Source organism: Mesorhizobium sp. WSM4837 (genome assembly GCF_055811435.1).
Genome location: NZ_JBVVQE010000002.1, coordinates 83,352 through 106,859 on the forward strand (window position 1 = coordinate 83,352; position 23,508 = coordinate 106,859).

19 protein-coding genes and 1 pseudogene are annotated in these 23,508 nt (G+C 59.5%); 11 read left to right on the plus strand and 9 right to left on the minus strand.

The window, feature by feature from the left end; all coding sequences use genetic code 11:
• Positions 1–24: 24 nt before the first annotated feature.
• Together AC0L3D_RS01755 and AC0L3D_RS01760 are read right to left on the minus strand one after the other, a co-directional pair.
• Positions 25–978, minus strand: coding sequence for a sugar ABC transporter substrate-binding protein (locus AC0L3D_RS01755; RefSeq protein ID WP_473642827.1), 954 nt, complete (start codon positions 976–978; stop codon positions 25–27).
• Positions 979–1,425: 447 nt separating this feature from the next.
• Entirely contained in the window at positions 1,426–1,854 is a 429-nt protein-coding gene (locus AC0L3D_RS01760) for an enoyl-CoA hydratase/isomerase family protein (protein ID WP_473642828.1), read from the minus strand.
• A gap of 465 nt (positions 1,855–2,319) precedes the next feature.
• On the opposite strand from AC0L3D_RS01760, the gene AC0L3D_RS01765 reads away from it, so the two are divergent.
• From AC0L3D_RS01765 to AC0L3D_RS01785, 5 genes and pseudogenes are all read left to right on the plus strand, one after another.
• Positions 2,320–3,888: a hypothetical protein gene (locus AC0L3D_RS01765; RefSeq protein WP_473642830.1), complete on the plus strand. Its 1,569-nt coding sequence runs from the start codon at positions 2,320–2,322 to the stop codon at positions 3,886–3,888.
• Positions 3,889–4,040: 152 nt separating this feature from the next.
• Entirely contained in the window at positions 4,041–5,087 is a 1,047-nt protein-coding gene (locus AC0L3D_RS01770) for a tyrosine-type recombinase/integrase (RefSeq protein ID WP_473642832.1), read from the plus strand.
• A gap of 91 nt (positions 5,088–5,178) precedes the next feature.
• Positions 5,179–5,574: a hypothetical protein gene (locus AC0L3D_RS01775; protein ID WP_473642833.1), complete on the plus strand. Its 396-nt coding sequence runs from the start codon at positions 5,179–5,181 to the stop codon at positions 5,572–5,574.
• A 183-nt stretch (positions 5,575–5,757) separates the two neighbouring features.
• Positions 5,758–7,121, plus strand: a pseudogene (locus AC0L3D_RS01780) (transposase).
• Between the two features lie 290 nt (positions 7,122–7,411).
• Positions 7,412–8,050: a hypothetical protein gene (locus tag AC0L3D_RS01785; RefSeq protein ID WP_473642835.1), complete on the plus strand. Its 639-nt coding sequence runs from the start codon at positions 7,412–7,414 to the stop codon at positions 8,048–8,050.
• A gap of 450 nt (positions 8,051–8,500) precedes the next feature.
• On the opposite strand, the gene AC0L3D_RS01790 is transcribed toward AC0L3D_RS01785, so the two are convergent.
• The 5 genes from AC0L3D_RS01790 to AC0L3D_RS01810 form a co-directional block, all read right to left on the minus strand.
• Positions 8,501–9,460, minus strand: a complete 960-nt coding sequence (locus tag AC0L3D_RS01790) for a YeeE/YedE thiosulfate transporter family protein (RefSeq protein ID WP_473642837.1) — start codon at positions 9,458–9,460, stop codon at positions 8,501–8,503.
• 495 nt (positions 9,461–9,955) lie between these two features.
• On the minus strand, positions 9,956–10,243 hold the full coding sequence (locus tag AC0L3D_RS01795; RefSeq protein WP_473642839.1) for a hypothetical protein: 288 nt from the start codon (positions 10,241–10,243) through the stop codon (positions 9,956–9,958).
• Between the two features lie 214 nt (positions 10,244–10,457).
• Entirely contained in the window at positions 10,458–10,964 is a 507-nt protein-coding gene (gene msrA, locus AC0L3D_RS01800; RefSeq protein ID WP_023801713.1) for a peptide-methionine (S)-S-oxide reductase MsrA, read from the minus strand.
• Positions 10,965–11,408 carry a peptide-methionine (R)-S-oxide reductase MsrB gene (gene msrB / locus AC0L3D_RS01805; protein ID WP_473642841.1) on the minus strand — a complete coding sequence of 148 codons (444 nt, stop codon included), beginning with the start codon at positions 11,406–11,408 and terminating at the stop codon, positions 10,965–10,967. It abuts the gene before it with no gap.
• A 379-nt stretch (positions 11,409–11,787) separates the two neighbouring features.
• Positions 11,788–12,432, minus strand: coding sequence for a glutathione S-transferase family protein (locus tag AC0L3D_RS01810; RefSeq protein ID WP_473642843.1), 645 nt, complete (start codon positions 12,430–12,432; stop codon positions 11,788–11,790).
• A gap of 288 nt (positions 12,433–12,720) precedes the next feature.
• Here AC0L3D_RS01810 and AC0L3D_RS01815 point away from each other — a divergent pair, with 288 nt between their 5' ends.
• From AC0L3D_RS01815 to AC0L3D_RS01825, 3 genes are all read left to right on the plus strand, one after another.
• Positions 12,721–16,314 (plus strand): PAS domain-containing protein, encoded by a 3,594-nt coding sequence (locus AC0L3D_RS01815; protein ID WP_473642845.1) that lies wholly within the window; start codon positions 12,721–12,723, stop codon positions 16,312–16,314.
• On the plus strand, positions 16,311–16,685 hold the full coding sequence (locus AC0L3D_RS01820; RefSeq protein WP_023801708.1) for a response regulator: 375 nt from the start codon (positions 16,311–16,313) through the stop codon (positions 16,683–16,685). The genes AC0L3D_RS01815 and AC0L3D_RS01820 overlap by 4 nt, the downstream gene beginning before the upstream one ends.
• Positions 16,686–16,775: 90 nt before the next feature.
• Positions 16,776–17,393, plus strand: a complete 618-nt coding sequence (locus AC0L3D_RS01825; RefSeq protein ID WP_036270113.1) for a response regulator transcription factor — start codon at positions 16,776–16,778, stop codon at positions 17,391–17,393.
• A 131-nt stretch (positions 17,394–17,524) separates the two neighbouring features.
• Here the strand turns inward: AC0L3D_RS01825 and AC0L3D_RS01830 are convergent, their stop codons facing one another.
• Together AC0L3D_RS01830 and AC0L3D_RS01835 are read right to left on the minus strand one after the other, a co-directional pair.
• The gene (locus tag AC0L3D_RS01830; RefSeq protein ID WP_128174009.1) at positions 17,525–19,114 is read right to left on the minus strand and encodes a GAF domain-containing sensor histidine kinase; all 1,590 of its coding nucleotides are present in this window, start codon (positions 19,112–19,114) and stop codon (positions 17,525–17,527) included.
• 264 nt (positions 19,115–19,378) lie between these two features.
• Positions 19,379–20,749, minus strand: a complete 1,371-nt coding sequence (locus AC0L3D_RS01835) for an FAD-containing oxidoreductase (protein ID WP_473642848.1) — start codon at positions 20,747–20,749, stop codon at positions 19,379–19,381.
• A 1,129-nt stretch (positions 20,750–21,878) separates the two neighbouring features.
• Between AC0L3D_RS01835 and AC0L3D_RS01840 the strand changes: the two genes are divergently transcribed.
• The 3 genes from AC0L3D_RS01840 (at position 21,879) to AC0L3D_RS01850 (ending at position 23,475) form a co-directional block, all read left to right on the plus strand.
• Positions 21,879–22,319 carry a hypothetical protein gene (locus AC0L3D_RS01840; protein WP_023801703.1) on the plus strand — a complete coding sequence of 147 codons (441 nt, stop codon included), beginning with the start codon at positions 21,879–21,881 and terminating at the stop codon, positions 22,317–22,319.
• 212 nt (positions 22,320–22,531) lie between these two features.
• Complete coding sequence (locus AC0L3D_RS01845; protein WP_023801702.1) at positions 22,532–23,005, plus strand: cupin domain-containing protein; 474 nt, start codon at positions 22,532–22,534, stop codon at positions 23,003–23,005.
• A gap of 11 nt (positions 23,006–23,016) precedes the next feature.
• Positions 23,017–23,475, plus strand: a complete 459-nt coding sequence (locus AC0L3D_RS01850; protein ID WP_031255892.1) for a carboxymuconolactone decarboxylase family protein — start codon at positions 23,017–23,019, stop codon at positions 23,473–23,475.
• Positions 23,476–23,508 lie beyond the last annotated feature (33 nt).

The window sequence follows — 23,508 nt, forward strand, 5'->3', positions numbered from 1 at the left end:
CCGCCCCCCGGGGAGGCGAGGCGTTTACCGGTACTTGCCGGCCAGCGACTCGACGAGAGCAAGGTTGTCCTTAGTGACGAACCCCGGTCCCGAAAGCACCGAATTGGCCTGCAGCACGCCATAGCGGAGATCATTGGTCAGCGTGATGACCGGCAGGTAGCCCTGCAGGAAAGGCTGCTGGTCGATGGCGAAGTGGATGACGCCATCTTTGATCGCCTGCGAAATGTCGGGGTTAAGATCGAAGGTCGCGAAGTAGATGTCGCCCGCCATCCCATTGTCCTTCAGCGCTTTGATCGTCGGAATCGCAGTCATGGGGCCGAGGGTCAAAACGGCGCCCGTATCCTGATGGCTCGAAAGGTAAGCCTTTACTCGGTTGGCGATTTCCGCCGCGTCGGTGCCGGAGTCGATCATCTGCTCGCCCAGAGGCACGCCCAGACCTTCCGCGAAGCCTTCACAGCGCTGCTGCCCTGCCACATTGGGGAACAAGCTGTTCACGCAGAGGAACGACTTCATGCCTTCGGCTTTTGCTCGTTCACCGGCGCCCTTGCCGGCCTCAAATTCAGGCTGACCGACGTGGAGCAGAGCACCGAGTTTTTTGGATTCCTCTGCCGTGCCCGTGTTCATCGTCACTACAGGGATACCTTGCGCAACCGCGTCCGCGATTGCGCCGCCCACTGTTTCGAGATCGGGGATCGTAACGATGATCCCGTCGGGCTTCTCGGCGGTCGTCTGCTGGATAATGCGCACCATGTCCGCCAAGTCGCCGGACGGCGGATTGCGGAACGTGACGGTTGCACCAACTTCCTCTGCTGCCAGGCTGGCGCCGTTCTTGACGGTGTTCCAGAACGTCTCGCTGTCAGGGGAATGGTGGATAAGGACGTATTTCTCGTCGGCAGCGCTTGCTGACTGTACGACGCCCATTGCGGCTGTTGCGGCGAGACTCGCCAACAGCATCGCCTTAAACGATAGGTTTTTCATCTGCTCCTCCACGTTGTTGACTGTCGCTCTACTGGCGCAATCGGGTTCTCCGCTTTGCGCCACGGTCCCCCTCAACCGCCAGCGTGGGATTTATGCAGCTATCTTGTCGTGGGATGAACTGGGGCCAGCACAAAACTCTATTGCAGATCACGCAATAATTGCCGGCAGAATGCCGTCCGCATCACGACCAAAGGCAAAGTCGGCATGAATGGGGCCATGGACCCGACGTCGCCTTTCACCTTGCGACTAGGCGAGCTCGCGGGGGGAGCACAACGTTGATGGGAGAGGACGTGCACGCCCAATCCACACTCGACGGACCAGTGACGGTTAGAATGGGAGATCGTCACCCGCTTAAGTGCGATCTCTAACGCATACCGGGCACTAAAAAGGCGGGCGCCCCTTTCCGAGGATTTATTTCCAGATGGGGCTGGTTGGTTCTGTGGTCCGCTACCGAGGGCCGATGCGCTCACCCAGGTTGAGTTCCAGATCGAGGATCATTTCCGGCGTCGCCTGCCCTAACTGCTGGAAACGCTGCTGCACGGAATCGCGGGCAAGCAGCTGGCTGTAGCGCGCGTACGAGGCCTTGAGGCTTTCGCCGGTGGGCGGGGGGTTCTCCTCGTTGAGGATCGCCTTGACCGCGACCAGGGCCTCCGCGTCAAAGAAGGCGATCCGCTGGGCAAAGCGGTCGACGAAGGCGTCGAGTTCTGCGTCGGGGACGGCGCGGTTGATCCAGCCGTAGCGTTCGGCCATGTCCGCGTCGTAATCCTCCCCCGAGGCGATGATTTCCAGCGCGCGGGCTCGGCCCGTAAGCCGCGACAGCCGCTGCATCCCGCCGCAGTGCCGGGGACCCTGAAGATTCATCGCCGAATTTTTCAATATAATAACTCTTCTGCCGCGCTTACCGCAAGTGACCGCAGCTCATCGCAGATTGCGAGGCAGTCAGTACAAACCGTCGATCCAATCATCGATCTATATCTCAAATCTTGTCAAGAATTTCTATACACTGTGCTCGATCCCATACATGTATCCATATAGGCAGCCCAGGCGTATCGGCAATAAGATGCATGGCAATTCGATAAAAACTTTGCCATTTGTCTCTGGTCGCCAATGAAAAGCCCTAGCAGCGCTACCTGGAATCGGCTTGGCTTGGATTTTGGTGACAGGAGCGGATGGCAGCAACGGGCCTGAGCACGCTCGCCAGATCACCCGGCGTGCCTAGAGACCTTCTTTTACGACTATGTATGTTTCGTAGAAGAAGGTATTCCCGAAATCTGCTCCTAACCGCAACTGCCGGGAACCGGCTGTTGCTTCGTCAAACCTTAAGAACTAGGAGCAAATACGATGAACATGATCTTTACCCCGGCACCGAAAATGGATCAGGTGCTTACTGCGATACTGTCTCGGCCTGAGCTTTCACTGTCAAAGCGTCAGGAATTCGAGTCCGCCCTACGCAGCCTCGAAAAGTGGGCGGGACAGAGCCTCAAGGATATTCCGGCAACCGTTGAAGACCTCAGGAACCTCTACGGTCGGATGCAACCGGCGGCGCTTGGGATCAGACCTAAAACATTTGCCAACGTAAAGAGCCTCACGCTCAGCGCGGTGGCAAAAAGCGAACTTGTTCCAGGCATTTTCGATCACCATGCGAAGCGGCCCAAAGCACCGGAATGGGCCGCGTTTTGGAACAGGGTTCGGCTTCCTGCTCAGCGGAACATCCTCTCCCGGCTGGCCAACTTTTGCAATCGTGCAGGGATTGCTCCGCAGGAGGTGAACTCCAGGGTCATCCAGCGAGTGATGGCCGATATGGGGAAGGCGTCGCTGCGCCAGAACCAATACCAGGTGCATCGCAGCATGGCCATGGCGTGGAACGAGATAGCCGACTTGTTTCCGGATATGGGCTTGCAGAAGGTCGATGTGCCTGTTTCGCGTCTGCGTCGCAGCCGCGTTCCGCCAACCGAGTTTCCGGAGAGCTTTTGGCAGGACTGGTACAGCTATGCAGCTTGGGCGCACGGCAACGATGTCTTCGCAGACGATGCGCGCCCGAAGCCGCTGAAACAGATCACGCTCGACACCTATTTCCGGCGGGTGCATTTGGCGGCGAGCACACTCGCGCAGACGGGCGTGGACGTCGCCTCCCTTCAAAGCATTGCTGACCTGGTTACGGTCGATGCCTTCAAGCGCATTCTTCGCAAGAGGCACGAGGTCACCAACGGACAGCCGTCCTACGAGAACTTCTTCTCGGCTCAGCTGTTGGTTCAGCTCGCACGCGATTGGGTAAAAGTTGACGAAGAGACTCTCGCTGAACTCAAGCGCCTGGCCAAGTTGGTACCAGCACCGACTTTCGGGATGACGCGCAAGAACAAGCTTCTGGTCATGCAATTCGACGACCCTGACCTCAAGAGGCGCTTTTTGACCGCGCCAGCACGTATGTGGCAGGACATACAGAATAGCCAGCGGCGCAACCGTTGGCGCCTTGCGGAGGCCCAGGCTGCCCTCGGCATCGAGATCCTGATGTTTGTGCCAGTTCGCCTAAAGAACCTGACGGCCTTGGCGTTCGAACAGCATCTGTTCCTTCGTGACGGGGGAACGTCGACATTGGTGTTGTCGGCCGATGAGACGAAGACGGGCGAGATCCTTGAGTTCGACCTCCCGCAACAGCTTGCGGCACGCATGATCGAATATCGCGACGTGATTGCGCCTGCTGTGATCGGCCACAAGCCGAAGCACCTCTTCGCTAATTGTGATGGCAGCGTGAAGGGCTTCGCGACAGTGCGTTACCTCGTGCAGCGTTACTTCAAGCAGTATACCGGCATGCACATGAATCCGCACGCGTTTCGGCATCTGGCCGCCAAGTTCATCCTGGACTCCAGTCCAGGCGGGCACGTGGTCGTGCAGCACCTGCTCGGTCACTAGAAGTTGGAGACGACAGCCACTTTCTATGCCGGATTGGATACCCGCCGTGCCGGACGTCACCATAATGCTCTGTTGGCAAAGGCTCTCGACGAAAGCCGTGCCAACCGGCCCAATGCCAGCCGGTCACGCCGCGCCCACTCGGAGGACGCGGAATGACACGTCACCTCAACAGCGGCCTGCCATTCGACGCTTGGCCTTTGCAGGATAGGGAACTGTTCGAGCGTGCGTTCGAAGCCATCGATGTCTTCGATTGGGGATCAGGGTCATCTCTGGCCCCCGCCACCAAATATGGCAGGAAGGCGGACTACGGCCGGTGGCTGGGCTTCCTGTCTCACATCTTCCCGGATGCACTCAAACTCACGCCGGGGGATCGTGTCGAGCAGAGCCGCGTGGAGGACTATGTCGAGTATCTGCGCGAGAACTGCCGAGACACGACCGTCGCACATTGCATTGGGCGTCTGTTCTACACGATCCGGGCGTTCTGTCCGGATCGCGACTGGCAGTGGCTCTACCGCATCTCCAGGCGCATCGCCGCAAAGGCGGTGCCGATCAAGCATCGCCAAGTGTTGAGCTCGGATCTCTATGCTCTCGGCTTGCGGTTGATGGATCGTGCCCTGATCAAGGCCAATGCGCTGGGGCGGCTCACCAAGAGCTGCGCCGTCGCCTATCGCGACGGTCTGCTGATCGCCACCCTAGTGGAAGCGCCCATTCGCAGGGGAGCGTTCTCCCGCCTGCTGGTAGGCGACCACATGATGAAAGTCGGGCAGCGTTGGTGCCTGATGGTGCCGGCAGAAAACACCAAGACGAAGACGGAACAGGAATACGAGCTGTCGGATCGCCTGTCCCGCTACATGGATATCTATCTTGATCAGGTCCGTTTGGCGTTCCCCGGAGCCGCGCAACACAGCAACCTCTGGCCTTACGAAGGACGGCCGATGACCGACAAGATGATCAGGAGGCGTGTCATCAAGTGGACGCGGATCGGTCTCGGCTTCGAGGTCAGCCCGCATCGCTTCCGCAACGCGGCAGCGACATTGATCTCGATCGCCGATCCAGAGAACATCCGGGTAGCAAAAGACCTCCTCGGTCATCGGTCATTCGCCATGACCGAAAAGCACTACATCGACGGCGCTCAGTCCCGCATAGCAGGCCGGGAATTGGCGGCGATCCTTGCGGGGCGCGGGCAGTCCGCACCCTGACATAGAAAGGTGGCCGCTGATTGAGCGGCGGCATCCGAAACCGAACTGGAAATCAGCTTTCGCGGGGCCTGAGCCCCGCGAAAGCGGAGCAATGTCGATGAACGGAAATCAAATGACGAATATATTATCGTGGAAGCGAAAACGACCAAAGTTCAACGGTGCGATCGTTCTGGCGCGTCGCCCCGGTGAGAACGGACTTGTCGGCCTCACCGAAACAAGCCTGTTCATGAACTGGTCGCCAACGCGCGTCCGCTTCTGGTGGACGGACATCATCAGCGACGCCGCGCTCGGCCTGCAGTTCAATGTCGACGGCAGGGACGATGCTGAGGTGCACGCCCGGCATTGCCGATCAATGCACCCAACCTGGGAGATTACAGTTTGGGATGCACATGATGAAGATCTTCCGATCCTGATCGATTGGAACGCATGGGCCGACGCAGATGATAAATACAGCCATCGGAACCCGATGTTTGCGATGAAGGAGTGAACTGGCTCTTCGCTGCTCTCCTAGATTTCTGATGAATGGCACTGAGCCCCTTGGTAAGCCCTTCTCTGACCGATGCCAGTAACAGACTGAACGTCAGCTTTGCGCCGATAGTGTTGAAAAAGTCCGGGTTGCAGCGGTCCTGAAGCACTGATTCAATCTTCGTTGTAAGAGGAGATTGAGTCGATGATGGGCGAGCAAAGTGTGATGCAGGAGGAGCTGTTCTATGGCTTCAGCCTGCAGCGGCATGTGCCGGCGGACCACCTGCTCAGAGCGATCGACCGCTTCGTCGATCTGTCCGCCATCCGCCAGCATCTGGCGCTACAGCCCGATCGGCCGTCCCTCGATCGACCCTGAGCTGCTGATCCGCATGCTGATCGTCGGCTATTGCTTCGGCATCCGCTCGGAGCGCCGGCTGTGCGAGGAGGTACATCTGAACCTGGCCTATCGGTGGTTCTGCCGGCTTGGCCTCGAGGGTGATGTGCCGGACCACTCAACCTTCTCCAAGACCCGCCACGGACGCTTCCGCGATGCCGATCTGCTGCGCGAACTGTTCGAAACCGTCGTCCGACGCTGCATGGCAGAAGGCCTCGTCGGCGGCGAAGGCTTTGCGGTCGATGCCAGCATGATCGTCGCCGACGCGCAGCGTCAGCGCGGGGTCGAGACGGCCGAGGAGCTCAAGCCTGAGACCAAGCGGGCCGTGGCCGAATACCTCGCCACCTTGGATGATGCCGCCTTCGGGGCCGCCACGCCGGTGGAGCCCAAGTTCGTCTCCCCTGTTGATCCCGCCGCGCGCTGGACTGCCGCTTGGGGTGGCCCAGCCGTCTATGCCTATTGCACGAACTATTTGATCGACGTGGAGCACGCCATCATCGTGGACGTGGAGCCCTCGACCGCGGTGCGCCAGGCCGAGGTGACGGCCGCCAAGACCATGATCGAGCGGGCGCACGACGAGCTCGGCCTCTGGCCGGAGCGGCTGATTGCCGACACCGGCTACGGCTCGGCCGAAATGCTGAACTGGTTGGTGCATGAGCGTGGGATCGAGCCGCATATCCCGGTCTTCGACAAGTCCAGGCGCAAGGATGGCACCTTCTCGCGCGATGACTTCACCTACGACCATAAGGCCGATACATACATCTGTCCTGGCGGGAAGACGCTCAGGCAGCGCCAGAAGACCTATCGGGTGCCGCACCCTCTCGTCGACGAGAACGGCATGATGCGCTATCGCGCCAGCAAGCTGGATTGCGACGCCTGTGCCCTGAAGCCCCGCTGTTGCCCGAAGGAGCCGGCGCGCAAGGTGCTGCGCTCGATCTATGAGGGTGCGCGCGACATGGCCCGCGATATCGCCAAGACCGATGCCTACCAAACCTCACGCTATCAACGGAAGAAGGTCGAGATGCTGTTCGCGCACCTCAAGCGCATCCTGAAGCTCGATCGAATGCGATTGCGCGGCCCCTGTGGTGCCCGCGATGAGTTTTGCAGCCATCGCCCAGAACCTCAGGAAATTGGCCAAGATCTGCACCCTCGGGACACCCATCCGAGCCACTTAGGGCGAGGAGGTCGCGTCGACCTTAATCAAGACGCTTCGGTGCGAGTGGATCCACGGCTTCATCGCCGATTTCTTCAACACTATCCGCCGATCTCGGCCGTTGAAGCCCGCGTTGCCGCGCTCCTGAAACGGACATCCTTGGGGAACCCCGCGCCCTGGACGTGGAACGCGTGATCGGACGAAGGCCGAGAACGCTGGAAGATGGCATGGTTTGAAGGCCAGTGCCGGAGCGCCCGCTAGCTGATTCCACACTTGTTGAAGCCGACTTGATGGGAGACCTATCTAAGGCCCATGCCCGTACGCCGGAAAATGGATGCAGCTGCGAAGTTGATCGAAGAGTGGACGCTCCCGTCTGCCGCCACGCTTGGGTCATCGGTCCGAGCCAAAGGGATCCTTCGCGAAGTGCGTGCCCACCTGCCTTTGGCGGCGAAGAAGCTCCTCGACATCGAGGTCGGAGCGCTCACCTTGCGCATGCCGGTAGGCGCCTATGGCGATTTCCGGACTGCGTCGGCGATTGTGTCCAAAACGTTGGAACGCATCGAAAGTCTGCCCGTAATTCCTCGCGAGGTCGAGGACGTCCTGACGATCTCTTCGGCAGAGCGGCACCGGTGGCTCAAGGACGGCCGCTTGCAGAGCGCCGGCACACGTACGGTGAAACTTCGCGGTCGCGCAAGGAAGATCACTTTTCACGTGTTTGATCCACGCCACATCGAGGACGTTCTCGATCGCGACTTGGTTACGGTCTGGCGCGAGGAAGACGCGATAGCTGCTGCGGAGAATAGGCGGCGGGCAGCCGGAAAGGCCGCCCTGAAGCGTGCGCAAAAGAGCGGCCGTAAGGCCGCGTCTGCACCTGACAGCACTCGGGACGAGGTGTCACGTCAGAAACTGAAGGGCTGGGACGAATTCGAGCGTGACGGACTTCTGCGCTGATCAGCGAAACTTTCATTGCGCAGCCCACTACGACCGCACTGGCCTGAATCCTGATCCGGGTCGCGCGCCTGACCTCCGGAAGTCAATGGGCTTAAACCGTCCGAGTCTGGTGCCAGGTAAGCGCGTGCGCACGAACGCGGTCGTTCGCCAAAGTAATTCTCCTCTGACTAATCTGTATTCAGTCCATCGGGATGCAATACAGAATGCAGGAGGAGTCGCGCCGATTCGATAGTACAATGGTATCGTCAATACTTTGGGATTGCTGATCCCCCGATATTCCGCGGGTGATCTGCACGGGAGCGCCCCCGGGTAGCGACAACCGCGCCGGGATCGGTCACCGAGATTGGCCATTGAGTAAGCTGGCGGCATACGGCGCTAGAGTGCGATGGCACGGCCTTACCCCCTGGGAGGGTGGAGGCCTTGCAAGCGATGTCCTAACATGGGTCACCGTCATGACCAGGACCTTGCCATCGAACCGAATTTGGCGATGAGAGCGGCAAGCGTTGCGACGAATAAAGCGTATGCGAGCACCGCCTGCCATGCCCCCATTGGGAAACCAATCATCAGCAGTGTATCGTTCCCGCCGGGGATGAGTAGCGCACCCAATCCCATAAGGACGCCTCCAACCGTTCTCCTGACGAGGGTGTTGATTGTCGGCCATTTCAGTATGAATTGACGCTTCCTGAGTCTTGCGGAGACAAGGCTGCCGCCGAACATGCACCCTGCAATCATGCTGCCCGCGACGGGTATCGAAACGATCGATCCAACTGATGCCGTGATCGAGAACCCAGGCGCAAAAACCGCGAGGATCGTAAAGGTGATTCCGATCACTCCCATCGACACCGTCAACCGCCGAAAGTTGGACTCGGATCTGAGTGACACACCGAGCCTCAGCGCCAGAATAGCCAACAGTGCAACTGCGAGAAGCACCGCCCCAAGCGGCGGGGAAGCGCTTATCGGCGGCTGATCCGGAAGCAGGCCGATCAGAGATTCTATATAGAACACCGCAAAGATGGCGAGAAACGAGAACCCGAAGTCGATTTCGCCATTCCCAAAATGGCCGACAGACCCAAACACACAAGCGCCGTTCACATAAGTACCGAGCCCGAACAAAAAGGCTGCGGGAGCCAGGTAGCCGATTGGCGACCAACCCTCCTGCATCATCGGCGACGTTTCGAGGATTGTGTAGACGAGGGTCGCCCAGACGGCGCATTCGACGAGCGCGATGAATCGCGCAGGCCTCTTCTCCGAAACCAGTTCCCTCGTGGCGATGACGGTGCAGATTGACCCATGGTTGAGCGCGAAACCGAGAACAAATCCCAGCACCCCGAGCAAAGCCATGCCCGCCCAAATCTCTATGTTTGCGGCTGCAGGGCCAGACCCTGAAATGTTCACGAGGAATTCGCTCATTCGACCACCGGATTCGCGCCCGGCTCCAGTTCTGGAAGCTTCCGGAGAAATATGTTGATCACCCTCGCTGCGGTTTTCTGCGACCTACTTCCGGGAAAGTGCTCCGCAAGCGCCGCGGGCTGGGGCGGAAATCCCGGAAGGTCATGGTCGGTCAACTCCCCCCAATGGCCAGCGCGGCCTGTTCCGCGGAGAACATATTTTTCTAGTGCTTGGCAGGTGAGCGATCCTGGTCGGGTGCACCCCATGCCAGTCTGGCAAAACTCGCCACTGGCTTCACCACAGGAGCCGTTCCGCTCGGTCCGAACCGCGCCAGGTTCTAGGAAGCACCGAGCGGAGCGGTCTCTGCGACAAAGGTGCTTGAGCCGCAGACGTGAACGTTGCGAACCGAAAAGTCCTCGAACAGATGCCGGCCAGACTGCGCGGGCCCTCTCCGGCGCCTGCTCGCCAAACCTCGGGTGGGCCATCTTAGATTCCTTTGCCTGTCGCCGGGGACCATCAAGAAGTGTCTGCAGAGAAGCCGCGGACGAAGTCGATCACCTTGGCCGAGGACATTTCGCACGGTCGAAGGTGGACCTCACCCTCCGCGGTACGATAGAGATTGAAGCTAACGATTTCGCGGCCCCCGAGTTCACGGGCGAACAACTTCGTCCAGCCGGCCGATCTGTCGATAGTGACGCCATACGGCGCCCCTTCGTAGATGCCCCGTGAGAAGCCAGTGGGAAGCCTACCAAGGCGGTCGAGGAAAGCAGAGAAGTCATCGGCGTTGGTCGTCTCGGCCTTCAATTCGTCTCTCCTTGGATCATCCGAACTTGGCTGGTGCGCTTATCGGCATGGAATGAAACTCGGCCTGCGGCAAACTTGTTGGCGGACTGCCCTTCCTGCCGCATCGGTCGCCGCGATACCCGGGGTTTCGCGGCGGTCAGGCCAGGCGCACCGACGGGGCATAACGGAATGTGCATGGCTCGCTGTTCTTCCCAGCCGGAACTGGGCTGGGCGCCTATTCGGCCGCGACCCGGCGGGGCAGCACCCAGTCGGAGCGAGGGTAATGGCAGCTGTAGCCGCCGGGGTAGCGCTCCAGGTAATCCTGGTGCTCCGGTTCCGCGTACCAGAAGTCTCCCACCGGCTCGACCTCGGTGACGACTTTACCCGGCCACAGGCCCGAAGCGTCCACATCTGCGATGGTGTCCTCTGCTATGCGCTTCTGCTCATCGTCGACGTAGTAGATTGCCGAGCGGTAGGAGCTGCCGAAGTCGTTGCCCTGCCGATTTTTCGTGGTGGGATCGTGAATCTGGAAGAAGTACTCCAGTATCCGGCGATAGCTGGTCATCTCCGGATCGAAGACGATCTCTATGCCCTCGGCATGATCGCCGTGATTGCGATAGGTCGCGTACAGCACGTTGCCGCCGGTGTAGCCGACGCGGGTCTCAATTACGCCAGGCAGCTTGCGGATCAAGTCCTGCATGCCCCAGAAGCAGCCACCAGCCAGAACAGCTTTCTCGGTCATTTAGATGTCCTCCACTTGGTCGAGGTACGCGGCGTAGCCCGCGGCCTCCATTTCGTCGCGCGGAATGAAACGCAGCGCAGCGGAATTGATGCAATAGCGTAGCCCGCCCCGGTCTTCGGGGCCGTCGGGAAACAGATGGCCAAGATGACTGTCGCCATGTACCGAGCGAACCTCGGTGCGAATCATGCCATGCGAGTCGTCCCGCAGTTCGTTGACATTTGCCGATACAATCGGCTTCGTGAAGCTTGGCCAGCCGGAGCCGGAATCAAACTTGTCGGCCGAAGCGAACAACGGTTCGCCGGAAACGACGTCGACATAGATGCCCGGCTCCTTGTTGTCATGATATTCCCCTGTGAAGGGGCGCTCGGTGCCGCTCTCCTGCGTTACCCGATATTGCGCCGGGGTAAGCTTCCTGACAGCTTCGTCAGTCTTTGTGTAATTCATTGTCCTACTCCGTTGTTGGAATATTGCCCAATTTCGCTGGAGGGCGCCGCATTCCAGGGCAGGGCTTTCAGCCTCGTCCGCCGATGCAATTGGGATACACACAGATGAAGCGACAGCCTGCGCAAATCTATTGCACGAAGGTATTGCCGATACTTTTGGATTGGTTTGCGTGATTAGCGATCCGGTCCGATAAGAAGACGGGGCACCAAGAAGAATAGAACACTCGGCTGGTGCCTATTCTCGCGCACGAAGGGGTCGAACTCGGCATCTGCGCCTCTTATATTGCTCTTTGTCGACGACAATTCACCCAAGGCTTGGCCTACGGTGGCGTCCTAAAGATACCTTCGAACTCAAGTTCATTTCGAGAGTGACGTGGCGCTTACTGCTCCCATCCCTCGTAAAATGGAAACCGCTTCGCCCAGAACTCCTTGAGGCGCGGGTCGGCATCGATCTGGCGGACGATTTCGGCCATCTTAGGCGCGCTCTTGTAAAAGCGCGTGCGCCAAGGGCCGAAGCGCGAGATCACCGTCACATAGAGATCCAGCACAGAGAGTTCGTCGCCGAGGATATAGTGGCTGGGTGTGATCTGCTCGTCCATCTTGCGCCAGCAATCGGCGATCCGGTCATGAACGCGATCGATCACGCGCGGCGCGTCATCTTTGCTGGCGGCGATACGCATCGCGTCGTCCTTGATCCAGGCAAACGCGTAGGTCGCCGCCGACACATAGGTCATCCAGCGTAGATATTGCGCGCGTGCGGGGTCGTTGAGTCCTGGCGCCAGCCGTGCCTGTGGATAGAGATCGGCGAGATAAATCAAAATCGCAGCACTTTCGGTCATGATCTCGCCGGACGGCAGCACCAGCGCCGGGACCTGGCCGAGCGGATTAACCGTCTCGACCCGCTTGCGCGCCGCTTCGTCCTCCCAAGTGACCGCCTCGATCACCTCGTAGGGAATTCCGAGCAGCGTCAGCGTGGCCTCGATCGGAACTGAGCCCGATCCAACCGCGCCGAATATCTTGAGCATGAGGTCCTCCTGGTTGATGCTGCCGCGCAAACGATGACGTCACAGCCGCTGCTACATCCTCGGCGACGAGAAAAAGTGGCCTTGCCAACGTCCACGTGTCCGGGGATTCGTACCACACAGGTCGACTGTCAGAGCAGCCAAATCTATTGCACGATGGTATCGGCAATACTTTTGTCTTGGTGGAACGGCGAGACCTATTTACCGCCCAAAACCGACACCAAGGCACAATAGACCTTTGGATTGGCCCGGCGCATGCTCATGCGCGCAGACACACGCGAAAGGATGGCAATGGAGATCGATCTCGGCCGCGTCTTCGACGCGCTTCCGGCGATGGTGTGGACTGCGCAGCCCGACGGGCATTTCGACTTCGCCAATCAACGCTGGTCCGACTACACCGGTCTCAGCCTTGATGAAGCCCATGGCTGGGAGTGGCAGGCCGCGGTAAATCCAGACGACTTGCCCACGGTACTCGAACGCTGGCGATCGATTCTGGCGACTGGCGAGCCCGGCGACTTGGAAGCGCGCGTACGGGGCTTCGATGGGCAGTACCATTGGTTCCGCGTCCAGTGCAGCCCGATGCGCGACGACGGCGGACAGATCATCAAATGGTGTGGAGTGGGCACAGACGTCGAGGATTTTCGTCGAGCTGAGGAGACCTTGCGGCGGCGGGAGCTCGATTTTCAGCTGATCGTCGATAGCATTCCGATGCCGGTCGCCGTGACCACACCGTCGGGCGAGGTCGAGGGTCTCAATCAGTTCACCCTCGATTACTTCGGCAAAACATTCGAAGAACTGAAAGGCTGGAAGGCCTCTGACGTCGTCCATCCCGATGATCTGGAGCGGACGATCGCTGCTCAGCTGGATGCGCACCGAAAGGGCAGCGCCTACAATGTCGAGAGCCGCCACCGCCGCGCTGACGGCGTCTATCGCTGGCACAACGTCCTTGGCCTGCCTTTGCGTGATCCGCAAGACAACATCCTCCGTTGGTTTCATTTGCTGGTCGATATCGATGATCGCAAGCGGGCTGAGGAGGCGCTCAGTGCAAGCGAAAGTTATGCCCGATCGATCGTGGACAGTATTCCGGGCATGATCGCGGCCTTTACGCCAAATGGTGAGCTCGAATACGTTAACCGCCAGATCATCGAGTTCTTTGGCAAGCCACTTGAGGAGTTGAAGCGCTGGGCAACCAGCGATATGACACACCCGGAGGATCTACCGCGTGCTGTCGAGTACTTCACTCGATCGATCGCGTCGGGTGAGCCCTTCACGGACGAAGTCCGCGCTCGACGTTTCGATGGCGTCTACCGCTGGTTTCAGTCTCGCGGATCTCCACTTCGGGACACGAACGGGCGCATCGTCCGCTGGTACAACCTGCTCATTGACATTGACGAGCGCAAGCGCGCCGAAGAAGCCCTCGCGGCGCGCGAGCGCAATCTCAACGAGATCATCAACACGATTCCCGTTCTGGCATGGTCTGCCCGTCCAGATGGTTCCACCGAATTCTTCAACCAGCACTATCTTCATTATGCGGGCCTTTCGATCGGCCAATCAAGGGATTGGGTACCGACAACTGCGCTGTCCGATTACTGGGACCTGACAGCATCGGTCCATCCAGACGACGTAGACGGACTTACTGCTGCTTGGGAGGCCATTTTAGCATCCGGACAATCGGGGGAAGCTGAGGCACGCCTCCGCCGTTTCGACGGCATTTATCGATGGTTTCTAGTTCGTGCCAATCCACTGTGCGACGAATCCGGGAATATCGTCAAATGGTACGGAGTAAGCATCGACATTGACGACCGGAAGCGCGCCGAGCAAGCGCTTCGCCAGAGCGAGCGCAGTTTCAAACTAATCATCGACACCATTCCGGCTTTCGCTTGGTCGGCTCGTCCTGATGGTTCAGCCGAATTCTTCAGCCAGCACTATCTCGACTATGTCGGCCTCTCAGCCGAGCAGGCGCAGGGTTGGGGCTGGACCGTCGCGGTCTATCCCGACGATCTGAGCGGGCTGACTGCCACGTGGCAGTCCATCATGGCTTCCGGAAAGCAAGGAGAAGCGGAGGCGCGGCTGCGCCGGTTTGATGGTGAGTATAGATGGCTTCTGTTTCGCACCAACCCGTTGCGCGATGCGTCCGGAAAGATCGTTAAGTGGTATGGGGTCAATACCGACATTGACGACCGCAAACGCGCGGAAACCAATCTCGCCCTCGAGAAGCATCTGCTGGAGATGATTGCGTCCGGCAGTCCGCTCCACGACGTTCTCAGCGAGCTCTGCAAGATGGTCGAGGGGGCTGGCCCAGGCTGCTATTGCGATGTCCACCCGATCGATTGGAGCGGCTCAACCATCGAATATAGCGTGGCGCCTTCGCTGCCTGCCAGTTACACCGACCCAATTGCTGGGCTCTCTCTTAGCGGCGACGCATTGCCCTGCGCGATAGCAGTTCGTCAGAAGGTGCAGGTAGTTGCGGAGGACATGGATACGGACCCACGCTGGCGCGACTCCTTTGCTCGAATCCATGTTCTGGAACACGGACTGCGGTCGGTCTGGAGCACGCCAATTTACGCAAAGGATGGACGGGTCCTTGGCACCCTTTGCCTCTATCAGCGCCAGCCTGCGGGCCCGTCGCCTCAGCATCAGAGTCTCATCGCGCATGCGACGCACCTCGCGAGCATCGCCATCGAACGCGCGCGTACTGAGGCAGCGCTTAGGCGCAGTGAAACACTGCTCGCCGAAGGTCAACAGCTCAGTTCGACCGGTAGCTTCTCCTGGCGCGTGGACACGGACGAGATCGCGTTTTCGGAAGAACTCTGTCGTATCTTCGAGTTTGACCCGAATGGCGTTGTAACGCTCGAGCAGTTTCGTGCGCGAGTCCACCCGGACGACATGCCCTCGCTGTCGGCGCAATTGGATCGGGTTCGCGCTGGCCACGGCTATCCGGGTTACGAGATCCGGCTGCGGATGCCAGATGACAGGGTGAAGTACCTGCGCACCTTCGGTCGTGTGGTCCGTCACCAGGATGGCCGATTGGAGTGTTTAGCTGCGGTCCAGGACGTCACGGAGCGTCGGCTCGCGGACGAGGCACTCACTGAGGCCCGCTCGGAACTCGCACATGTCACCAGGATCACTAGCCTCGGAGCGTTGACAGCGTCGATTGCCCATGAAGTCAACCAGCCGCTGTCGGGCATCATAACCAATGCCGGCACCTGCCTTCGTATGCTGGCCGCCGATCCACCGAACATGGACGGCGCGCGGGAGACCGCGCGGCGCACCATCCGCGACGGCAACCGTGCAGCCGACGTGATCACGCGGCTGCGCGCACTCTTCAGCAAGAGAACCGCGGCGATCGAGCCGGTCGATCTCAACGAGGCTGCACGAGAGGTGATCGATCTGTTGTGGAGTGATCTTCAGAGAAGCCGGATGGTTCTACGCACCGAATTTGCCGTCGGGCTTCCGTTTGTTGGCGGAGACCGTATCCAGCTTCAGCAGGTCATTATGAACCTGCTGCGTAATGCTGCGGATGCGATGAGCGGTGTTGACGATCGCCCGAGGCGGTTGCTCTTGAGGACCGATCTGGACGAGGACGATCATGTACGCCTGACCGTGCAGGACGCCGGCGTCGGTCTCGGACCCGAGGATACGGAGCGGCTCTTTGAGGCGTTCTACACGACTAAGAGCGACGGTATGGGGATAGGCTTGTCCGTCAGCCGTTCTATCATCGAGAGCCACAACGGCCGCTTGTGGGCAGTATCCAATGATGGCCCCGGGGCCACGTTTTCGTTTTCGATCCCCAGGTTCTCAGGGGATGAGGCACCCGCGCAAGATATCAGCGCGGCGGGGGCGTCAGTCATCAGCAGTGCCCAAAGTGTAGCGGGGATTTCATGAAAATTGCGCATCCACTCGTATCGGTCGTCGATGACGACGAGTCCGTACGCGAGTCATTACCCGATCTGATTAAGGAATTCGGCTTCAGCGTGCGGGCGTTCTCCTCGGCGGAAGAGTTTCTGGCGTCCGATACCATCGGCAAGACCAGATGCCTGATCCTCGACGTCTCTATGCCGGGGATGACAGGTCCCGAGCTGCAGCGGGAACTCAAACGTCGGGGCTTTCCGATTCCGATCGTTTACATCACTGCGCACCGGGACGACACCGTGCGCCCGCGTTTGCTTGAGCAGGGCGCGGTGGAGTGCCTGTTCAAGCCGTTCAGCGATGCTGCCCTTGAGGAGGCGCTCAGTTCAGCGCTCAGTAGGACCTAGCGCACGCCATTTTGTGGCCATCTCGTGGAGATATAAGTGATGAATACGGATCTGGCGACTGCACCTAGCGACGAAGCGAGGTCTGCATCCATGTCGCACGAAATGGCTGTCGTGTTCGTCGTCGACGATGATGTTTCCGTGCGCGAATCGCTGGAGTTGCTGATCCGTTCCGCTGGCTGGCAGTCGGAGATATTCGAGTCGGCGCGGGAATTCCTCGCCTGTCCCCGTCCGGTGGTTCCGAACTGCTTGATCTTGGACGTCAATCTTCCGGATCTCAACGGGCTCGATCTGCAGCAGTCCGTCTCAGTCGAGCGGACCGACATGCCGATCATCTTCGTTACGGGTTACGGCGATGTGCCGATGACCGTCAAGGCGATGAAGGCCGGGGCCGCCGAGTTCCTCACGAAGCCGTTCAGCAACGAGGTGCTACTGACTGCGATCGAGCAGGCGCTCGAGCGCAGCAGAAACTCGCTTGCCCTAAACTCCGAGATCCATGAGTTGCGGGATCGTCACGCATCCCTCAGCCGCCGGGAGCAAGAGGTCATGGCACTGGTGGTCTCCGGTCTGCTGAACAAGCAGGTCGGCTTCGAGCTCGGCATCAGCGAGATCACCGTGAAGGCACACCGAGGCCAGGTGATGCGTAAAATGAAGGCTGGCTCTCTCCCCGACTTGGTTAACATGGCGGCGAGGCTCGGAATCGCATATTAACTCGGGATCTGGCAACCAGTAGCGCTCGGTCTTGATCAAGGCCGGATCTATTCCAGCCGCGAACGTTCCCTCAGTCGCCGTCTCCACGAAAGGATTCGAACCGCAGATCAGGACTGGGCGAACCGGCATTCTCATGGCCGTGGAACAGAAAACGAAAACGTAGCCCCCGGGCCATCGTTTAGAGCCGCTGATAGGCGGCCATGATGGTTCTCAATGATCGAGCGGCTCACTGCAAGTCCGACTCCCATCCCGGCATTCTTTGTACTGTAAAAAGCCTCGAATAGTTTTTTCATAGTGTGAGGGTCGAAACCGACCCCCGCATCTTTCACGCTCAACCGCACCGAATCCTCCTCCTCCCGTTCGGTTCTGATCAGCAAGTCTCTTGGACGATCATCGACCGTGGTCATCGCATCCAACGCGTTCCGTAGCAGATTCAGGACGACTTGCTGCAACTGAATACGATCTGCCGAGACACACGGGAGGTCGTCGGCAAGTTCAGTCCGCAAAATCACCTGACTGTTCCGGATCTCACCAAGCGACAGCGCAACCACCTCTCGCACCGCGTCATTAAGGTCCACTGGCTCAAATGCGGGCTCTTTGTTGCTAAACAGAGCACGCAGCCGCGTGATAACCTGCGAGGCGCGGTCACCGTCTCGCATCGTGCGCCGCACGGCTTCTCGCACGCCGTCCATGTTCGGTGGATCGGCGGCCAGCATACGAAGGCAGGTGCCGGCATTGGTTATGATGCCCGACAGCGGCTGGTTAAGCTCGTGCGCAATTGACGCGGACAGTTGCCCTAGCGTCGCGATTCGGCTTGCGTGTGCGAGTTCCAACTGAATTTCGTGATATCGCCGCCGCTCATCCTCGAGGCGCTTCGTATCTGTCATATCGCGATAGATCACGTACCCAACCCTCCCACCACCATTGGATGGAACCGGAACGCAGATAAGGGAGACTGGCACATGCTTGCCGTCCTTACGTCTGCGGATGGTCTCACCGGCGAATGCCTCCCCCGTATGGAACATCCGATACAAGAAACCTTCGACCTCCTCCTGCCGATCGTCGAGCGCAATGAGTTCCTTGATTCCCTGACCGATCGCTTCTTCTGCCGTGTACCCAAAAATCTTCGTAAACTCCGGGTTGACACGCGTAATCCTGAAGTCGCCATCGACCATGACAACAGCTTCTGGAACCCGTGCGAACAGTTCACTGAGATGTGCCTTTTGATCCTCGAGTTCGTGGCCGAAGCGGACCAGCGTCTGCAGGTCCGCTTGTAGGACATCGCGGCAATGCAATAGGAGTTCCTGGTAGAGGTCGCTGTATCGATTGGCTTTATCATCAAGGACGCAGATGGTTCCAAACATCCGCCCATCAGGCCAGACAACGGGGAATCCCAAATACGAGACCATCCCCACTTGGATCTCGGGAGCCAGTTTCCACTGATCGTCTTCCAAGGCGTTGATGACAAGCAGCGGTTCGCGGCTCTTGATTACAGTTTCGCAAAAGGTCCCAATATCCATCAAGAAGGTGTCATCGACTGGAAAAGGATTTCCCTCCGAGTTGCTAGAAGCCAAGATACTGTAATGCGTATAGTGCGGCGGGTCGAGTTTGCACACCACCGCCGACGGAACGTGCACGATATTGGCCAAGAGGTCGACAATTCGCTGCCATTTCTGAAGAGTGTAGGACGGAATTGCAATCTCTGCAGAACTTGGATTCATGGCCCGACCTCTGTGAAGCGTCCCGCAGGCTCGTCACCTCTCAAGCGAAACGCCACATGGTAGCGGATTTGGCCACGTGGACACCTCGATGGCCCGAATTGCCCAGGCCCAGAGTCGGAGCCCTCGCGCCAGCCATTAGTCCACGCCCCACGCCGGAGGATGGAACTCACTCACGCAGTATTGGGGTTACTCCTACTAAGGTCTATCAGACTTTGGTATCGATCCTCCACTGCTGCCTTCGTGGCGAGTACCCGCCCAACCACTCTACTGCATTGCACCGATCACAGTTGGTATTAGCTCCGAGACCGTCGGATGGATCGGCACTGCCCATTGAAGGTCGCGATACTGTGTGCCTGCGTTAATTGCGTCGAGTATGCCGTGAATCGCCTCGTCACCGCCCGTCCCGAGAATCGCGGCGCCGAGGATCTTGCCCGTTTCGGCATTGGCGACGACCTTCATGAATCCGAGCGTCTCGCCCTTCTCGACAGCACGCCCAACCCGAGTCATCGGCCGCGTGCCGACGAGAACGGGGAGGCCGGCCTTTCGCGCTTCCGCTTCGCTCATGCCGGCGCGTCCCAGCGGCGGGTCGATGTAGAGCGCGTAGCCCGGAACACGGTCGCTGACCTTGCGGCTTTCGCGGTCAAGCAGATTGGCCGCAACGATCTCAAAATCATTGTACGCCGTGTGGGTGAAGGCACCGCGGCCGTTGCAATCGCCGAGCGCGAAGACACCCTCGATGTTGGTCGCGAGATGATCGTCAACCCTAATAAAACCGCGGGCGTCCCGCGCGATTCCTACCTCCTCCAAGCCGAGGTCATCGGTGTTAGGGCGGCGCCCGACAGCGAGCAGAACATGACTGCCGAGCACGTCGCGGGGCTCGCGCTCGCAGTGAAGGCCGACGCGGATTTCATCGCCGTATTGTTCAAAGCGGATGCATTCGGCGTCCAGTCTGATCGCAATGCCTTCGCGTTCGAGAATGTGTTTGATCGTTGCAGCGACATCGTCGTCCTCGCGCGAGACCAAACGAGGCCCTTTTTCCACGACAGTCACTTCGGCGCCAAAACGGCGGAACATCTGTGCAAATTCGAGTCCGACATAGCTGCCGCCAACAACGACGAGGTGGCGCGGCACCTGGTCAAGCGCGACCATGTCGGTGTTGTCGAGGACCTTGACGTGGTCGATGCCGGGCATATCCGGTCTCGCCGCCCGTCCACCGACATTGATGAAGATCCTCTGCGCTGAGAGCGTTTCGCCGCCGACATTGACCGTGTGCGGGTCGACGAACCGGGCATGGCCGCGGATGACGGTGCAGTTCTCCATGCCGGTCAACCAGTTCTCAAGGCCCGAACGGGAATCGAGTGTTATTTTGGCGGCGCGCGCGTGGACCTTCTTCATGTCAATTGCGATTTCCCTTCCGACCGAGACGCCATAATCGCCGGCGCGTCTGGCGAGATGCGCCGCATAGGCGCTCGCGACCATCGCCTTTGTAGGCATGCAGCCGGTGTTGACGCAGGTTCCGCCGAGGTATTTGCGTTCGATTAGCGCGACCTTCATGCCGGCGGCCGTCAAGCGCCCGGCGAGCGAGGGTCCCGCCTGCCCGGCGCCGATGATGATCGCGTCGAAGCTACGGCTCATGACGCGCCCCCGATGATCAGGGCTGCTGTCGCCATGACACGAACCGTTTTCATGAGAACCTCCATTCGTCGCTCAGATGGAAGACGGGGTTGATCAGGGTTCCGATTGAATGAATCCGGGCGAGCGCCATGGGCGCCGCACGAGAGCCAATCGACATCCGGATATAGGCACACAGATGGACTGACATTCGCGCCAAATCTATTGCACGATAGTATCGGCAATACTTTTGGATCGGCTCGCGCACTGAGCAGGCGCTGCGATAATTGAGACCGACACCACCGCACAACAAAACCTAGGCATTGCCTTGGGCGCATGCTCGCGCACATGTGGCGAGGGGCAGCAACCGAGGGCGAGACGGTCGACCGATTAACCGCTCAACGGGTGCGCAGAAATGCGAGAAGACGCGAACGGGAGAAAGTCCGACGCTCTTTGCAGGTTCCGAATTCAGCGAGGTGCATCACGTCTTGTGCATCCTTGAACTACCTTGAACTACGTCGTGGAAGCCCTTTCGCGCCTTGTTCGCTTTGCGGCAACAAAGGGTCACGTCGGCAATCCCGGGACACGCGCGAGTATGTTGAACGGCTGACTGCGGCCGATATCGCCACGACGGCCGCCGAGCAAAGAGGCCAGATCAACTTGGGGCCGACACGGAAGCCTGTTTTCGTGACGGCCGCTTCGATCAGGACTGCAGCTTATGGCCGCGCTTAGCGGCCCAGACTGATGCCAAAGTATTGGGGACACCATCGTACAATAGATTTGCCTCCACACTTGCATGAATCTGTAGATGGCATTCGACCATGCAGACGTGCTCAGTGGAAAGGAGATCGCGTCATGAAACTCTTGTCTCTCGTCACCCAGCATCTATCGGCGCTTCGCAAACTAGTAGCGCCTCGCTATCGGCCGGAGCTCCACTACATGCGCGGCCCGGGACCAGCTTACGCACGCCGCCCGGTCACGGTCGACGCGAGGCGCGTAATGCCGAGACCGCGCGGGCGATGACAATACGGAGCCGGACGACGCAATGGGTGCCCGGGGTGAGTGTACCGTTTCGTACCTGCAAGAGCCGAACTTCCACAGCCAGCAGCCTGTCTGCGCCGATCTGCTGACGCCAAGTACAGGAGTTCCCATTATGAGACCGAAGCAGGCAGTCTACTACCCGATCTGCCGCTGTCATGTCGGCTGTGTCGTTGACGACGGTAGCAAGCCCGCACCCGGCGACGGCTTCGCAGGCATAACGCTGCTGCGCCTGGCCGCAGCTCTTGTGGTCGGCGCACGGGTGTTCCTCGTGGCGTCGGAGGCGAGTGCGCATGACGCGTCGCCGACCGCTGCGCAGCCGCAGGGGTGGTCTTATCCCTTCTCCTGCTGCTCCGGCTACGATTGCCGCGAAGTCGCATACAATGCCATCGGAGAGCGGCCCGAAGGCTACGTTATAAAGGGCACGGGAGAAGTGATTACCTACACAGACAGCCGCATCAAGAACAGTCCCGACGGCGTGTTTCATTGGTGTTCGGCGGCCGGAGCGAGTGAGGGGCACACAATCTGCCTGTTTGTACCGCCGCGTGGATTCTGAGGACGACACGGTGCGTCTGTTTGGCAACGCCAATATGCCCGTGGCCCTTGAGGAAGAGGCGGACTGCAACGCTTGGACGAGCCGAGTAGCCGGCCGTCAGCTATTGCCAGTCCGACTGATGCTACAGTCGTTTTACTCAATCTTGCGTCTGCTTTGCGCCCATGCTGGCTGCAAGATCGCCGCAACCCTGATCCCAACATGAGGACAAAACAATGAGAATGATCAAGTTAACGGGTTTCATCGGCGCAGCGGGCATCGCAGTCGCACTCGCCAGTACAACCCTGTACGCCAACGGGCCGGAGCACAAGACGGTGATTCCTGTCTCCCAGAAAATAGGAGCGCAGGGTTTCGATGAGACGGTGAGGCCTGTCTTCGAGCGCGCCATCCCGAACATCCCAGGCAAGAGCCTGATCGCTGTTGAGGTGATCTACCCGCCCGGCGGCAAGTCGGCGCCCCATTTCCATACCAAGTCCGCTTTCATCTACGCCCATGTACTTTCTGGCGCTATTCGCAGCCAGGTCGATGGCGAACCCGCCAAAGTCTACCAGGTCGGCGAGGGCTTCTACGAGAACCCTGGCTCGCACCACAGGGTGAGTGAGAACGCCAGCGCCACCGAACCGGCAAGCTTGCTCGCCGTCTTTATCACCGATCCCACAGACACACTGACCATCCCGCAGCAGCAGTAAGGACCGCCACCATGCCCCAGCGCATGAACTATGCGGCCGCCGCTCCGGGTGGCATGAAGGCTCTCGGCGCCGTCTACGGCTATGTTGCCCAGAGCGGATTGCCGGCAGCCCTGATCGAACTTGTCTATCTTCGCATCTCGCAGATCAATGGCTGCGCCTACTGCATCGACATGCACAGCCGCGACCTGCTCAAGGCGGGCGTGCCGGTCGAGAAGCTCGTGCTCGTCCCGGCCTGGGATGAGGCCGGGCGCCTGTTCAGCAGCCAGGAGAAGGCGGCACTGAAGTGGGCCGAAGTGCTCACTCGGGTCAGCGACACGCATGTGCCCGAGGAGGCCTATGCCGAGGCTCGCGCTACGTTCGGCGAAAAGGAACTCGCTGATTTGACGATCGCGATCGGCCTGATGAACGCCTTCAACCGCCTGGCGATCAGCTTCCGCGCCACGCCGCTGGCCGCAGCTGATGGTGCGTGAGATCTGCCAAGACACGACAGATGCAAGGAGCAT

What these genes read in the sequence shown, in the direction of transcription:
- AC0L3D_RS01755 (WP_473642827.1), bottom strand. Translation starts at nt 978, where the DNA reads ATGAAAAACCTATCGTTTAAGGCGATGCTGTTGGCGAGTCTCGCCGCA.
- AC0L3D_RS01765 (WP_473642830.1), top strand. Translation starts at nt 2,320, where the DNA reads ATGAACATGATCTTTACCCCGGCACCGAAAATGGATCAGGTGCTTACT.
- AC0L3D_RS01770 (WP_473642832.1), top strand. Translation starts at nt 4,041, where the DNA reads ATGACACGTCACCTCAACAGCGGCCTGCCATTCGACGCTTGGCCTTTG.
- AC0L3D_RS01775 (WP_473642833.1), top strand. Translation starts at nt 5,179, where the DNA reads ATGTCGATGAACGGAAATCAAATGACGAATATATTATCGTGGAAGCGA.
- AC0L3D_RS01785 (WP_473642835.1), top strand. Translation starts at nt 7,412, where the DNA reads ATGCCCGTACGCCGGAAAATGGATGCAGCTGCGAAGTTGATCGAAGAG.
- AC0L3D_RS01790 (WP_473642837.1), bottom strand. Translation starts at nt 9,460, where the DNA reads ATGAGCGAATTCCTCGTGAACATTTCAGGGTCTGGCCCTGCAGCCGCA.
- msrA (WP_023801713.1), bottom strand. Translation starts at nt 10,964, where the DNA reads ATGACCGAGAAAGCTGTTCTGGCTGGTGGCTGCTTCTGGGGCATGCAG.
- msrB (WP_473642841.1), bottom strand. Translation starts at nt 11,408, where the DNA reads ATGAATTACACAAAGACTGACGAAGCTGTCAGGAAGCTTACCCCGGCG.
- AC0L3D_RS01810 (WP_473642843.1), bottom strand. Translation starts at nt 12,432, where the DNA reads ATGCTCAAGATATTCGGCGCGGTTGGATCGGGCTCAGTTCCGATCGAG.
- AC0L3D_RS01815 (WP_473642845.1), top strand. Translation starts at nt 12,721, where the DNA reads ATGGAGATCGATCTCGGCCGCGTCTTCGACGCGCTTCCGGCGATGGTG.
- AC0L3D_RS01820 (WP_023801708.1), top strand. Translation starts at nt 16,311, where the DNA reads ATGAAAATTGCGCATCCACTCGTATCGGTCGTCGATGACGACGAGTCC.
- AC0L3D_RS01825 (WP_036270113.1), top strand. Translation starts at nt 16,776, where the DNA reads ATGTCGCACGAAATGGCTGTCGTGTTCGTCGTCGACGATGATGTTTCC.
- AC0L3D_RS01830 (WP_128174009.1), bottom strand. Translation starts at nt 19,114, where the DNA reads ATGAATCCAAGTTCTGCAGAGATTGCAATTCCGTCCTACACTCTTCAG.
- AC0L3D_RS01835 (WP_473642848.1), bottom strand. Translation starts at nt 20,749, where the DNA reads ATGAGCCGTAGCTTCGACGCGATCATCATCGGCGCCGGGCAGGCGGGA.
- AC0L3D_RS01840 (WP_023801703.1), top strand. Translation starts at nt 21,879, where the DNA reads ATGAGACCGAAGCAGGCAGTCTACTACCCGATCTGCCGCTGTCATGTC.
- AC0L3D_RS01845 (WP_023801702.1), top strand. Translation starts at nt 22,532, where the DNA reads ATGAGAATGATCAAGTTAACGGGTTTCATCGGCGCAGCGGGCATCGCA.
- AC0L3D_RS01850 (WP_031255892.1), top strand. Translation starts at nt 23,017, where the DNA reads ATGCCCCAGCGCATGAACTATGCGGCCGCCGCTCCGGGTGGCATGAAG.